Source organism: Burkholderia sp. ABCPW 11 (assembly GCF_001523445.1).
Taxonomy (GTDB): Bacteria; Pseudomonadota; Gammaproteobacteria; order Burkholderiales; family Burkholderiaceae; genus Burkholderia.
Genome location: NZ_LOVM01000075.1, coordinates 109,791 through 123,479 on the forward strand (window position 1 = coordinate 109,791; position 13,689 = coordinate 123,479).

Below are 13,689 nucleotides of genomic sequence, written 5' to 3' on the forward strand. Positions count from 1 at the left end.
TTGGATAGTATTTCTGGATAATCCATCCAGCCGCGGCCGGCTGACCGGCGGCTCGTGCATGCCTACACTCCTAGCTTCGTCCAATGAAAAAAGGAGTCAACCGTGGCAACTCATACGCTCGCAGACAAGGTCGTCCTGATCGCAGGCGGCGCAAAGAATCTCGGCGGCCTGATCGCCCGGGATCTGGCAGGCCACGGCGCGAAGGCGGTGGCGATTCACTACAACAGCGCGGCATCGCAGGCGCAGGCCGAGGAGACGGCCGCCGCGGTGCGCGCGGCCGGCGCGCAAGCCGCGACGTTCCAGGCGGACCTGACGACGGCTGCCGCGGTCGAGAAGCTGTTCGACGACGCAAAGCAGCGCTTCGGCAAGATCGACATCGCGATCAACACGGTCGGCAAGGTGTTGAAGAAGCCGTTCACCGAGATCAGCGAGGCCGAGTACGACGAGATGTTCGCGGTCAACAGCAAGTCGGCGTTCTTCTTCATCAAGGAAGCCGGGCGGCACCTCGAGGATCACGGCAAGCTCGTCACGCTCGTGACGTCGCTGCTCGGCGCGTTCACGCCGTTCTACGCGGCGTACGAAGGGTCGAAGGCGCCGGTCGAGCACTTCACGCGCGCGGCGTCGAAGGAATACGGCGCGCGCGGCATCTCGGTGACGGCCGTCGGGCCGGGCCCGATGGACACGCCGTTCTTCTATCCGGCCGAAGGCGCCGATGCGGTCGCGTACCACAAGACGGCCGCCGCGCTGTCGCCGTTCAGCAAGACGGGGCTGACCGACATCGAGGACGTCGTGCCGTTCATCCGCCATCTCGTGACCGATGGCTGGTGGATCACGGGCCAGACGATCCTGATCAACGGCGGCTATACGACCAAGTAACCGGGGCCGCTCACGGGCCGTGCCGGCGGCCGTAGCGGCACCGGCGCCCCGCAATGGCGCGTTTGCATGGACAATGGACGGGCGCGCGGCACGAGGCCGCGCGCCCGTTTTCCCTGTGTCGCCGAAGCCGGCCGCGATGCGCGGCAGCCGGCGGCGGCGGCCGTTCGAACCCGGGTTTCCCGCCGATGGACAAGCTGGATCAGGTCAGGATCTTCCTGCAGGTTGCAGAGATGGGCAGCTTCATCAAGGCCGCGCATGCGCTCGACGTTCCGCGCGCGACCGTGTCGGCGGCCGTCCAGCAGCTCGAGACGGCGCTCGGCACGCGCCTGTTGCACCGCACGACGCGCCAGGTGCAGCTGACCGCCGACGGCGCGCTGCTGCTCGAACGCGGCCGGCGCCTGCTCGCGGAAGCCGACGAACTCGACCGCCTGTTTCGGCGTCGCGACCGCGACGTGGTCGGGCGGCTGAACGTCGACGTGCCGAGCCGGATCGCGCGCCGCGTCGTGGCGCCCGCGCTGCCGTCGCTGTTTCGTCGCCACCCGAAGCTGCAACTGTCGCTCGGCTCGACGGATCGCACGATCGACCTCGTGCAGGAGGGTGTCGATTGCGCGATCCGCGTCGGGCGGCTCGCGGACAGCAGCCTCGTCGTGCGGCCGCTCGGGCAGTTCGCGCTGATCAACTGCGCGAGCCCCGACTACCTGCGCGAATGCGGCGTGCCCGAGCATCCGGATGCGCTCGCGCACGGGCACTGGGCGATCGGCTATGCGTCGCCGACGACGGGGCGCGAGCTCGGTTGGGAATACTGCGCGGACGGACAGCGGCACGAGCTGACGCTGCCGAGCCGCGTGATCGTCAACAACGCCGAAACCTATATCGCCAGCTGCATCGCGGGAATGGGGCTGATCCAGATTCCGCGCTTCGACGTCGAGCATCTGCTGGCAAGCGGCGCACTCGTCGACGTGATGCCCGGCCACCGCGCCGAGCCGATGGACGTGGCGGCCGTGTATCCGCACCGCCGGCATCGCTCGAGGCGGCTCAACGCGTTCATCGAGTGGTTCGGCGAGTTGATGGCCGATGCGTTGAACGACGCAGGCGCGAGCGGCAGCGGCGACTGAAGGCGGCATCGTGCCGGTATCCGCGGGCCGTCCCGCCGTTCGCCGGCTCGGGGTGAGCCGATCGGCATCGGCGCGCTGTGGCCGTGCGGCGACTGCGCCGCGCATGCTCAAGCGGCGAACTGCCGGGTGCGCCCGGTGGCCCGTACCGCGTCGACCAGTGCGGCGCCGACGCCCGCGGGCTTCGACGCGAATGCGTAAAAGCGTGCGGCCGGCAGCGCCGGCAGGCCGTCGTGCGGCCCGCATTCGCGCAGGCCGTCGCGCAACTGGCTGCGCGCGAGCGCCGTGACCGCGAAACCGGCGAGCGCGGCCGACATGCAGCCGGCCATGCTCCCGCTTTCGAACAGCACGCGAAACGGCCGCAGCGCCGCGGCGAGCGCGGAAACCGCGGCTTGCCGATACACGCACGGCTCCGGAAACAGCGCGAGCGGCACGCCTTCTTCGGCGTCGAGCGCCGTATCGGCCGCGAATGCCCACACGAGCGGCTCCTCCCACAGCAGTTCGCCGGGCGTGTCGACCTGTCGGCACTGCTTGCCGAACACGACGTCGAGCCGGCCCAGGGATTGCTCTTGCAACAGCGACGCGGTGATGCCGACCTTCAGTTCGATCGAGGTGCGCGGATGGCTGTCGCGGAACGTGCGCAGCACCTGCGGCAGCCACGTGCCCGCGAAATCCTCCGACGCGCCGACCCGCAGCGGCCCGTGCGCCGGCGCGCCGCGCAGCCGCGCGCGCACTTCGCGCTCCATGTCGACGATGTTGCGCGCGTACGCGTACAGCGTGTCCCCGGCCGGCGTCAGCGCGATACGGCGTGTCGTGCGCGCGAGCAGCACGGTGCCGGCCGCCTGTTCCAGCCGTTTGATGTGGCCGCTGACGGCGGACGGCGTCAGCGCGAGGCGCTCGGCGGCCGGGGCGAATCCGCGGCTGTCGACCACTTCGAGAAAGGTGCGCAGCAGCGCGATGTCGAGCGCGGTCGATGCGGGGTCGGTCGGCGGTTCCATGGATCGATTCAACGCGATATTTGAAGAGTAAATCATGATACTCCGCGAATCGTGATGAAAGGCCGGCCTACCATCGTACGTTCATGCCGACCTTGACCTGATGGAGGACCCGATGACGACCTATGCGCATGCGACGACCGCGTCGCTCGACATTGCCTATCTCGAATGGAACCCGCGCGGCGAACGCGTCGCCGTGCTGCTGCACGGCTGGCCGGACAGTCCGGTCGGCTGGGAGGCGGTGGCGGCGGCACTCGTCCCGCGCGGCTACCGCGTGCTCGCGCCCGCATTGCGCGGTTTTGCGCCCACGCGCTTTCGCGACGCGTCCGTGCCGCGCAGCGGCCAGCTCGCGGCGCTCGGGCGCGACCTGCTCGAATTCGTCGACGCGCTCGGTATCGAGCGGCCCGTGCTGGTCGGGCACGACTGGGGCGCCCGAGCGGCCGCGAACGCCTGCGGGCTGCGCGGTGGGGCCGCATCGCATCTCGTGATGCTGTCGGTCGGGTACGGCACCAACGATCCCGCTCAGCCGCTGTCGCTGCAGCAGGCGCGCAACTACTGGTATCACTGGTTCATGGCGACGCCGCGCGGCGAGCAGGCGCTGCGCGACGACCGCCGTGCGTTCGCGCGCCTGATGTGGGATACGTGGTCGCCGCCGGGCTGGTATCGCGACGGCGATTTCGACGCGGCGGCCGCTGCGTTCGACGGACCCGACTGGATCGACGTCGTGCTGCATTCGTACCGGCAGCGCTGGGGCTTCGCGCCGGGCACGCCGGCCTATGCGGACGACGACGCGCGGCTGAACCCGGCGCCCGTGCTGGCGGTGCCGACGCTCGTGCTGCACGGCGGCGCGGACGCCTGCAATCATCCGGACAGCTCGGCCGGGCGCGAGCGGTTCTTCGCCGGACGGTACGAGCGGCAGGTGCTCGACGGCGTCGGGCACTTCCCGCAGCGCGAATCCGCGGCGGCGGTCGCGGACGCGATTCTCGGGTTCTGCGAGCGGGGGTGACGCGCGCCGGCCGGCCCGACCCGGCGCGGGAAGGATCAGTCGTGCACGCGCGGCGCGAGCAGGTCGGCGAGGCCGATGTTTCTGAACATCTCGCGGCGGATGCGATCGCCGACGCGGAACACTTCTTCGGCGCCGTCCTGCGACGGGTCGACGAACACGCGGTAGGGGCGCTTGCCGGCCGGCGCCGCGACGAGCGCGGCAATCGCCGTGGCGACGGCGCCCGCATCGGCGTCCGCCGGCTCGAGCGCGGCGAGGCCCTTCAATGCCTGATCGGCGACGCCCGCGTACGGCCCGCCGTCGTACGCGGCCTGTACGACGGTATCGGCCGGCTTGCCCGCGTGGAGGAAGTGATTCGTACCCCGGGTGAACGCGCCCGGCACGACGATCGACGTTTCGATGCCCCAGCGCGCGAGTTCGGCTGCGTAGGACACTGCGAGCGAGTCCATCGCGGCTTTCGCGGCGAAGTAGGGCGCGAGGAACGGCGGAGTACCGCCGCGCGCCGACGAGGACGACACCCAGACGAGCAGGCCGCGGCCTTGGCGGCGCAGGTGCGGCAGCGCCGCGCGGTTCACGCGCTGGGTCGACACGACGTTGACGTCGTAGAGCTGCGCGAGCTGCTCGGGCGTGAACGCTTCGGCCGGCCCGAACACCATGTGACCGGCGTTGTGGACGACGACGTCCAGACGGCCGTGGTCGGCGATCACGCGATCGATTGCGGCGTCGACCGAGGCATCGTCGCCGACGTCGAGCTCGAGGCTGCGCAGGTCGACGCCGTGTTCTTGCGCATAGGCGGCGACGGCGGCGACGCGCGGCGCGTTGCGCCCGGCGCTTTCGCGCATCGATGCGTAGACCGTGTGACCGGCGCGGGCGAGCGCCTGGGCCGTCAGCAGGCCGAAGCCGCTGGACGCGCCGGTGACGAGGATGACTTCCTTCATGAGCGATCTCCTGGCGGAAAGACGAGTGGGCGGCGGGCGGTCCGTCAGCACATGCCGCCGTTGGCGCGCAGGATCTGGCCGTTGATCCACGCGCCGTCCGGGCCGGCGAGGAACGCGACGACGCGCGCGATGTCGTCGGGCTGGCCGAGCCGTTCGAGCGGGTTCAGCTTCGCGAGCCGATCGACGAGTTCGGCGCTCTTGCCCTGCAGGAACAACTCGGTCGCGACCGGCCCCGGCGCGACGGCGTTCACGCGGACGCCGCGCCCGCGCATTTCCTGCGCGAGCACCTGCGTGAGGCTTTCGACCGCCGCCTTGCTCGCGACGTACACGCCGTAAGTCGGCATGCGCATGCCGATCACGCTGGTCGACAGGTTGATGATGCGTCCCCCGTCGCGCACCCGGTTTGCCGCTTCGCGGCATACGTTGAATGTGCCTTTCACGTTGATGGCGATCGTTTCGTCGAACAGCGCGTCGTCGCAGTCGGCGATCGCCGCCAGCTTCATCACGCCCGCTGAATTGACCACCACGTCGATGCCGCCGAATGCATCGCGGGCGGCGTCGAACAGCGCGGCCACGGCCGCCGGGTCGGCGACGTTCGCCTGCACCGCGACGGCACGGCCGCCGTCGGCGACGATCGCATCGACCACGTCGCGGGCCGGGCCGGCGCTGCCGGCATAGTTGACGACGACCCGGAAACCGTCCCGGGCGAGCTGGCGCGCGATTTCCGCGCCGATGCCGCGCGACGAACCCGTGACGAGGGCGACCTGTTCCGATGTGCTCATGTCCTGCTCCTGGTGAATGGATGAATGCCGTTCGATCCGGCGACAGGACAACTGTAGGCTTCTTCGACAAATAAAAATAATGAATAATGATCAGTCGATGAATGACTGAAAGTACGTCTCATGGGATTCGACAGCAGGCTGCTCAGCGGTATCGGGGTGCTCTCCGCGGTGATCGAGGCCGGCACCTTCGCGCGCGCGGGCGAGGCGATGGGACTGACTCAACCGGCGGTGAGCCGCGCCGTCGCCCGGCTGGAACAGCGCGTCGGCATCCGGATCTTCAATCGGACGGCGCGCGCGATCACGTTGACCGACGAAGGACGACGCTTTTACGAGGCGGTCGCGCCGCTGCTGGCCGGCATCGAGGAGGCGGCGCTCGACGCCGGCCGGTCGAAGGCACGCGTGAGGGGCCGATTGCGGGTCAACGTGGACGGCACGTTCGGTCACTACGTGCTGGCGCCGCGGATGACGGAATTTCTCGACCGCTTTCCGGACCTGTCGGTCGAGATCAGCGTGCGCGACCGGATGGGCGACCTCGTCGCCGACGGCTTCGACGTGGCCGTGCGCTTCGGCATCCCGGAGCCGTCGTCATATCGGGCGCGCCTGCTGGTCGAGACGCGCGTGCTGACCTGCGCGTCGGCGGCCTACGTCGCGCGTCATGGCGAACCGCGGCACCCGCGGGATCTCGCGGACGGTCACCGGTGCGTGCTGATCCGCAATCCGGTGACGGGGCGGCCGTACGAATGGGAATTTCATCGCGGCAAGGAAGTCGTGCCGGTCGACGCCGCCGGCAGGCTGACGGTCAACGATACGGGCGGGCTGCTCGGCGCGTGCCTGGGCGGCGTCGGCATCGCGCAGCTGCTGGAACTCTATGCGCGGGACGTCCTGGCCGACGGGCGATTGGTGCAGTTGTTGCCCGAGTGGGCGGACGAGACTTTCCCGCTTTACGCGTATCACCACGCGTCGAATCTCGTTTCGGCGAAGGTGAGGGTGTTTCTCGACTTCGTCCGCGAGCTGATGGCCTGAGTGAGGTGGCCGCACGACGAAGGGCTGCCGTCAGGTCATTCGGTGCGATGGGGAAGGTTGTCCGGGAACGGATAGGACGCATGCGGCCCGGGCCAGTCGGGTACGGGCGGCGCGCTCGGTATGTCGCAACCGCCGAGCATGAGCGCCAGCCCGGTGGCGAGCACGGTGCGGCAGATTCGGCGTGAAATCTTGCGCGTGGACGCGGCCTCCGTGATCGGCATCTTCCTGATGCTTGGACTGCCGGGCGGGGCGCCTGTCGCGGCGATGCGGCCAAAAACAAAAAAACCCGCGAAGCGGCGAGCTTGCGCGGGTTTCGACGGTTGCAGCGCGGACGCTGCGAAATACTGGTGCCCAGGGCCGGAATCGAACCGGCACGCCTTGCGGCGGGGGATTTTGAGTCCCCTGCGTCTACCAATTTCACCACCTGGGCTTGATCGTGGCCGCGCATGCGGTGGTGCGCGGCGAAACGCGGATTATGGCGGAAATCCGGGCGCCGGGCAAGCTACCCGGCATCCGGCGTACAAGTCACTGGCTCAGATAGACGAAGCGGCCCTGTTTCACGATCCCCATCACGCTCGCGCGCTGGTCGAGCCCCACGTGATCCTTGTCGCTCGTATTGACGACGCCGTTCGGCACGACGAGCTCGTGCGCGCGTTCGAGTTCGCGCCGCAGCGCCGCGCGGAACGCGGGCGTGCCGGGCTGCGCGACCTTCAGCGCGCGGCCGACCGCGTCGGCGAGGCGCGGATAGACGCCCGCCGCATCGCCCGCGAACTGCGTGACGGTGCCGGCGCCGTATTTCGCGTCGTACGCATCGACGAACGCGAGCGCGGCGCGGCGGGCCGGGTGGTCGGCCGGCAGCGTGCGCGCGACGACCACCGGCTGGGTCGGGAACAGCGTGCCGTCGACGTCCTTGCCGCCGAGCTTGATGAATTCCGGCGTCGCGATCCCGTGGGTCTGGTAGACCGCACCCTTGTAGCCGCGCTCGATCAGCGTGCGCTGCGGCAGCACGGCCGGCGTGCCGGAGCCCGCGATCAGGATCGCATCGGGTTTCGCCGCGATCAGCTTCAGCGCCTGGCCCGTGACGCTCGCGTCGGTGCGATTGAAGCGCTCGGTCGCGACCACGCGGATCTTGCGCAGGTCCGCGAAGCGCGTGAATTCGTTGAGCCAGCTGTCGCCGTAGCTGTCCGCGAAGCCGATGAAGCCGACCGTCTTCACGCCGTGGTTGGTCATGTAGCGCGTCATTACGTCGGCCATCGCGCGGTCGCTCTGCGCCATCTTGAACGCCCAGGTCCGCGCGCCTTCCTGCGGCTCGACGATCGCACCCGAGCCGACCAGCGTGATCATCGGCGTCTGTGCGGCCGCCACCGCGTCGAGCGCCGTGAGCGCGGCCGGCGTGATGTTCGGCCCGACCACGACGTCGACGTGATCCTCGTCCACCAGCTTGCGGATGTTGCGCACCGCGGTGCCCGGGTCGGAGGCGTCGTCGAGCACCGTGACCTGCACGGGTTGCCCGGCGATCGTCTTCGGCCACATCAGGATCGCGTTCTTGCTCGTGATGCCGATCGCGGCGGCCGGGCCGGTCGACGACAGGTCGACGCCGACCTTCAGGTCGGCATGCGCGGCCGCGCAGGCGAGCAGGAGGGCGGCGCCGGCGGCGCGGCGCAACAGGGCGGGAAGCGTCATGCGGGAATCTCCATTTCCGTCGGGCAACGAAAAGGGGCGCAATGCGCGCCCCTGTGTTCATACCTGTCCGTCAAAGCTCGTACGATTCGGATTCGCCTTTGAGCGCCTGCTCGATCAGCTTGCGGTTCAGCGTCGGCGACAGCAGTTCGACCAGCGTATACACATAGCTGCGCAGGTAGGCGCCCTGCTTGAGCGCGACGCGCGTCACGTTGCTGCCGAACAGATGGCCGACCGGGATCAGCCGCAGGCCGCGATCGCGCTCGGGATTGAACGCGATGTCGGCCATGATGCCGACGCCGAGGCCGAGTTCGACATAGGTCTTGATCACGTCGGCGTCGATCGCCTCGAGCACGATGTCCGGCGACAGCCCGCGCAGCGCGAACGCATGATTGATCTTCTTGCGGCCCGCGAACGCGTCGTCGTACGTGATCAGCGGATATTGCGCGAGATCGTCCAGCGTGACCGGCTTGCGTTCGAGCAGCGGATGGTCGGCCGGCACGACGGCCGCGTGATGCCACTGGAAGCAGGGCAGCGACACGAGCTCCTTGTAGTCGGAGATCGCCTCGGTCGCGATCGCGAGATCGGCCTGATCGTGGATCACCATCTCGGCCACCTGCGTCGGGCTGCCCTGCAGGATCGACAGGTGGACCTTCGGGAAGCGCTTCTTGAACTCGGCGATCGCGGCCGGCAGCGAGTAGCGGGCCTGCGTGTGGGTGGCCGCGATGGTCAGGTTGCCCTGATCCTGCGCCGCATAATCTTTCCCGACCCTCTTTAAGCTTTCAACTTCCTGGAGAATCCGCTCGACCGATGCGAGGATGATCCGGCCCGGCTCGGTGAGCGAGCGCACGCGCTTGCCATGCCGCGTGAAGATCTCGACACCCAGCTCGTCCTCGAGCTCGATGATTGCCTTCGATACTCCCGGTTGCGACGTGTAGAGCGCCTTGGCGGCCTCGGTGAGGTTGAAATTCTGCCGGACGGCCTCGCGCACGAAGCGAAATTGGTGCAGGTTCATTTATAACCCTTCCGCATATCAACAGAATTTTTTAGTCGTTTGAAATATAAGGCGAGTTTATTACGATTCACCCGAGTTTTTCAAATATGGATATCTGTTTTCGTCATTAGCAATCCAGCCCGCAGCGGATGGCGGCGGTGACGACGGAACGGAGATTCGGGCGCGACGTGGCTAGGACGTCGCGCGGTCAACACGAAAACCCTGGGGTCCCCGAATGTATCAGTACGACCAATACGACCAGACGATCGTCGACGAGCGAGTCGCGCAGTATCGCGACCAGGTGCGCCGCCGGCTGTCGGGCGAGTTGAGCGAAGACGAATTCCGTCCGCTGCGTCTGCAGAACGGCCTGTACATGCAGCGCCACGCGTACATGCACCGCATCGCGATTCCGTACGGCAACCTGCGCAGCGACCAGCTCCGGATGCTGGCCCGCATCGCCCGCGAACACGACCGCGGCTACGGCCACTTCTCGACGCGCTCGAACATCCAGTTCAACTGGATCGAACTGGAAGAGACGCCCGAGATCCTCGCGAAGCTCGCGTCGGTGCAGATGCATGGCATCCAGACGTCGGGCAACTGCATCCGCAACATCACGGCCGACCAGTTCGCCGGCGTCGCGCAGGACGAAGAGATCGATCCGCGCCCGTGGGCCGAGATCCTGCGCCAGTGGTCGACGTTTCACCCGGAATTCGCATGGCTGCCGCGCAAGTTCAAGATCGCGGTGTCGGGCTCGAAGCACGACCGCGCGGCCGTGCAGATCCACGACCTCGGCGTGTACCTGAAGAAGAACGCGCAGGGCGAGGTGGTCGCGAGCATCCTCGCGGGCGGCGGCCTCGGCCGTACGCCGATCGTCGGCGCGGTGATCAAGGAAGACCTGCCGTGGCAGCACCTGCTCACGTACTGCGAGGCCGTGCTGCGCGTGTACAACCGCTACGGCCGCCGCGACAACCTGTACAAGGCGCGGATCAAGATCCTCGTGAAGGCGCTGTCGCCGGCGAAGTTCGCGCAGCAGGTCGAGGAAGAATGGCAGCACCTGAAGGACGGCCCGTCGACGCTCACGCAGGCCGAAATCGACCGCGTGTCGCAGTACTTCCAGCCGCCGGTCTACGAGAAGCTCGCCGACACCGACGCGTCGTTCGAACAGCATCTGCTCGAGAACAAGGCATTCGCGCGCTGGGTCGAGCGTAACGTCGCACCGCACAAGGTGCCGGGCTATGCGGCCGTCACGCTGTCGCTGAAGGATCACCGCGTGGCCCCGGGCGACGCCACCGACGCGCAGATGGATCTGGTCGCCGACTGGGCCGACGCATACTCGCTCGGCGAACTGCGCGTGTCGCACGAGCAGAACCTGATTCTGGCGAACGTGAAGAAGCGCGACCTGTTCGCGTTGTGGGAAAAGGCGAAGGCGGCCGGTTTCGCGACGCCGAACATCGGCCTGCTGACCGACATCATCGCGTGCCCGGGCGGCGACTTCTGCTCGCTCGCGAACGCGAAGTCGATCCCGATCGCACTCGCGATCCAGCAGCGTTTCGACGATCTGGATTACGTGTACGACCTCGGCGACCTGTCGCTGAACATTTCCGGTTGCATGAACTCGTGCGGCCATCACCACGTCGGCAACATCGGCATCCTCGGCGTCGACAAGGATGGCGCCGAGTGGTACCAGGTGTCGCTCGGCGGCGAGCAGGGCACGGGCCGCAACGGCGCGCGCCTCGGCCGCGTGATCGGGCCGTCGTTCTCCGCGCAAGAAGTGCCGGACGTGATCGCGAAGCTGATCGACACGTTCGTCGAAGCGCGCATCGACGGCGAGCGCTTCATCGACACGTACGACCGCATCGGCATCGCGCCGTTCAAGGAGCGCGTGTATGCGGCGCGCCAGGCAGTGAACGCGTAACCAACCGGGTAGAAGGAATTTGCAGATGGCTTCGATTATCAAGAACCGCGCAGTGATCGACGACGCATGGCAGGTCGTGCGCGCGGCGGAAGACGGCGCGCTGCCCGCGGTCGACGCGTTGCCGGCCGGCAAGGTGCTGGTGCCGTTCGCGTTGTGGCAGGCCGAGCGTGCGGCGCTCATCGCCGCGAAGACGAAGGACGAACTCGGCGTGTGGCTCGCGCCGGACAGCGAACCGGCCGATCTCGTGGCCGACTTCGGCGCGATCTCGCTGGTCGCCGTCGATTTCCCGCGCTTCGCGGACGGCCGCGGCTACAGCATCGCGCGCCTGCTGCGCGAACGTCATGGCTGGACGGGCGAGCTGCGCGCGATCGGCGACGTGCTGCGCGACCAACTGCTGTACATGTCACGTTGCGGCTTCGACGCGTTCGCGGTGCGCGCCGACAAGGACATCCACGACGCGCTGAATGCGTTCACGGAATTCACGCAGCGTTACCAGGGCGCATTCGACGAGCCGGCGCCGCTGTTCCGCCGCCGCGAGGCTGCGGCCGACACCAAGGTGAGCGCATGAGCACCGCGACCGCCACCGAACTGACGCCGGAACTCGCCGCGAAGGTCGAGCGCCTCGACGCGCTGCTCGCGCGGATCGGCGCCCGTCACGACAAGGTGAAATTCGCGAGCAGCCTCGCCGCGGAAGACATGCTGCTCACGCACGCGATCCTGTCGAAGGGCGTGCCGATCGGCATCTTCTCGCTGAATACGGGCCGCCTGCACGCCGAAACGCTCGGCATGATCGATCGCGTGCGCGAGCGCTACGGCTACGAGATCGAGCAGTTCCATCCGCAGCAGGACGCGGTGGACCAGTACGTCGCCGAGCATGGCCTGAACGCGTTCTACGAGAGCGTCGAGCTGCGCAAGTCGTGCTGCCATATCCGCAAGGTCGAGCCGCTGAACCGCGCGCTGGCCGACGTCGGCGCGTGGGTGACGGGCCAGCGCCGCGAGCAATCGGTCACGCGCGCGGAGCTGCACGAGGAAGAACGGGACGAAGCGCGCGGGATCGCGAAGTACAACCCGCTCGCCGACTGGACGGAAGCCGACGTGTGGGCGTACCTTAACGCGTTCGACGTGCCGGTCAACCCGCTGCATGCGCGCGGCTATCCGAGCATCGGCTGCGAGCCGTGCACGCGCGCGATCCGTCCCGGCGAGGACAGCCGCGCGGGCCGCTGGTGGTGGGAGTCGCGCGACACGAAGGAATGCGGGCTGCACATCACCACGATCACGCCGATTCCCGCGAATGCCGATGCCGGCGCCGCGCACTGAAAGCCGACAAGACACTGAATATTGCGCCGCCTGCGACAGCGGGCGGCACGAACCCGGAAGAGAAGGACTGAAATCATGAGCACGACGCTCGAGCAATCCGCCTTTGCCCCGCCCACCGGCGCCGACAGCCGCATGGGCCATCTCGACTGGCTCGAAGCCGAGTCGATCCACATCCTGCGCGAACTCGTCGCCGAATGCAGCAAGCCGGCGCTGTTGTTCTCGGGCGGCAAGGATTCGGTCGTCGTGCTGCATCTGGCGCTGAAGGCGTTCGGCCTCGGCGCGAACCGCAAGACGACGCTGCCGTTCCCGCTCGTGCATATCGACACGGGCCACAACTACGAGGAAGTGATCGACTTCCGCGACCGCCGTGCGCAGGAGCTCGGCGCCGAGCTGGTGGTCGGCCACGTCGAGGACTCGATCAAGCGCGGCACGGTCGTACTGCGCCGCGAAACCGATTCGCGTAACGCCGCGCAGGCCGTCACGCTGCTCGAGACGATCGAGCAGCACGGCTATACGGCGCTGATCGGCGGCGCGCGCCGCGACGAAGAGAAGGCGCGCGCGAAGGAGCGCATCTTCTCGTTCCGCGACGAATTCGGCCAGTGGGACCCGAAGGCGCAGCGCCCGGAACTGTGGAGCCTGTACAACGCCCGCCTGCACAAGGGCGAGCATCTGCGCGTGTTCCCGATCTCGAACTGGACCGAGCTCGACGTGTGGCAGTACATCGCGCGCGAGAACCTCGAACTGCCGTCGATCTACTACGCGCATCAGCGCGAGATCGTGCGCCGCAACGGGCTGCTCGTGCCGGTCACGCCGCTTACGCCGATGCGTGACGGCGAGACGAGCGAGCTGGCGCAGGTGCGCTTCCGCACGGTCGGCGACATCAGCTGCACGTGCCCGGTCGAAAGCGACGCGGACGACGTCGAGAAGATCATCGCCGAGACGGCGGTGACCGAGATCACCGAGCGCGGTGCGACCCGGATGGACGACCAGGCGTCCGAAGCCGCGATGGAACAGCGCAAGAAGCAAGGTTATTTCTGAAGCACACGAGGACATT

Annotated in this window: 13 protein-coding genes and 1 tRNA gene; 8 read left to right on the forward strand and 6 right to left on the reverse strand. The window is 68.0% G+C overall.

Annotated features, from left to right (window positions below):
• Window positions 1-102 precede the first annotated feature (102 nt).
• Together WS61_RS26035 and WS61_RS26040 are read left to right on the forward strand one after the other, a co-directional pair.
• Entirely contained in the window at window positions 103-876 is a 774-nt protein-coding gene (locus WS61_RS26035) for an SDR family oxidoreductase (RefSeq protein ID WP_027785181.1), read from the forward strand.
• Between the two features lie 185 nt (window positions 877-1,061).
• Complete coding sequence (locus WS61_RS26040; RefSeq protein WP_059504756.1) at window positions 1,062-1,991, forward strand: LysR family transcriptional regulator; 930 nt, start codon at window positions 1,062-1,064, stop codon at window positions 1,989-1,991.
• A gap of 107 nt (window positions 1,992-2,098) precedes the next feature.
• Here WS61_RS26040 and WS61_RS26045 read toward each other — a convergent pair whose 3' ends face one another.
• The gene (locus tag WS61_RS26045; protein WP_059504758.1) at window positions 2,099-2,986 is read right to left on the reverse strand and encodes a LysR family transcriptional regulator; all 888 of its coding nucleotides are present in this window, start codon (window positions 2,984-2,986) and stop codon (window positions 2,099-2,101) included.
• Between the two features lie 112 nt (window positions 2,987-3,098).
• Here WS61_RS26045 and WS61_RS26050 point away from each other — a divergent pair, with 112 nt between their 5' ends.
• Window positions 3,099-3,989, forward strand: a complete 891-nt coding sequence (locus WS61_RS26050; protein WP_059504883.1) for an alpha/beta fold hydrolase — start codon at window positions 3,099-3,101, stop codon at window positions 3,987-3,989.
• 35 nt (window positions 3,990-4,024) lie between these two features.
• Here WS61_RS26050 and WS61_RS26055 read toward each other — a convergent pair whose 3' ends face one another.
• Together WS61_RS26055 and WS61_RS26060 are read right to left on the reverse strand one after the other, a co-directional pair.
• Window positions 4,025-4,924 (reverse strand): SDR family oxidoreductase, encoded by a 900-nt coding sequence (locus tag WS61_RS26055; RefSeq protein ID WP_059504760.1) that lies wholly within the window; start codon window positions 4,922-4,924, stop codon window positions 4,025-4,027.
• A 44-nt stretch (window positions 4,925-4,968) separates the two neighbouring features.
• Complete coding sequence (locus tag WS61_RS26060) at window positions 4,969-5,706, reverse strand: SDR family oxidoreductase (protein ID WP_059504762.1); 738 nt, start codon at window positions 5,704-5,706, stop codon at window positions 4,969-4,971.
• 120 nt (window positions 5,707-5,826) lie between these two features.
• Between WS61_RS26060 and WS61_RS26065 the strand changes: the two genes are divergently transcribed.
• Window positions 5,827-6,729 (forward strand): LysR family transcriptional regulator, encoded by a 903-nt coding sequence (locus WS61_RS26065; RefSeq protein WP_059504764.1) that lies wholly within the window; start codon window positions 5,827-5,829, stop codon window positions 6,727-6,729.
• Between the two features lie 345 nt (window positions 6,730-7,074).
• Here WS61_RS26065 and WS61_RS26075 read toward each other — a convergent pair.
• The 3 genes from WS61_RS26075 to WS61_RS26085 form a co-directional block, all read right to left on the reverse strand.
• Window positions 7,075-7,159, reverse strand: a tRNA-Leu gene (locus WS61_RS26075).
• A 95-nt stretch (window positions 7,160-7,254) separates the two neighbouring features.
• The gene (locus WS61_RS26080) at window positions 7,255-8,412 is read right to left on the reverse strand and encodes an ABC transporter substrate-binding protein (protein ID WP_059504767.1); all 1,158 of its coding nucleotides are present in this window, start codon (window positions 8,410-8,412) and stop codon (window positions 7,255-7,257) included.
• A gap of 70 nt (window positions 8,413-8,482) precedes the next feature.
• Window positions 8,483-9,424 (reverse strand): CysB family HTH-type transcriptional regulator, encoded by a 942-nt coding sequence (locus tag WS61_RS26085; protein ID WP_027785173.1) that lies wholly within the window; start codon window positions 9,422-9,424, stop codon window positions 8,483-8,485.
• A 214-nt stretch (window positions 9,425-9,638) separates the two neighbouring features.
• Here WS61_RS26085 and WS61_RS26090 point away from each other — a divergent pair, with 214 nt between their 5' ends.
• From WS61_RS26090 to cysD, 4 genes are all read left to right on the forward strand, one after another.
• Window positions 9,639-11,318, forward strand: coding sequence for a nitrite/sulfite reductase (locus WS61_RS26090; RefSeq protein ID WP_059504769.1), 1,680 nt, complete (start codon window positions 9,639-9,641; stop codon window positions 11,316-11,318).
• Window positions 11,319-11,343: 25 nt separating this feature from the next.
• Window positions 11,344-11,886, forward strand: a complete 543-nt coding sequence (locus WS61_RS26095; protein WP_059504770.1) for a DUF934 domain-containing protein — start codon at window positions 11,344-11,346, stop codon at window positions 11,884-11,886.
• Window positions 11,883-12,635, forward strand: coding sequence for a phosphoadenylyl-sulfate reductase (locus WS61_RS26100; RefSeq protein ID WP_059504772.1), 753 nt, complete (start codon window positions 11,883-11,885; stop codon window positions 12,633-12,635). The genes WS61_RS26095 and WS61_RS26100 overlap by 4 nt, the downstream gene beginning before the upstream one ends.
• 75 nt (window positions 12,636-12,710) lie before the next feature.
• Entirely contained in the window at window positions 12,711-13,673 is a 963-nt protein-coding gene (cysD, locus tag WS61_RS26105) for a sulfate adenylyltransferase subunit CysD (protein WP_006478076.1), read from the forward strand.
• Window positions 13,674-13,689: the final 16 nt, after the last annotated feature.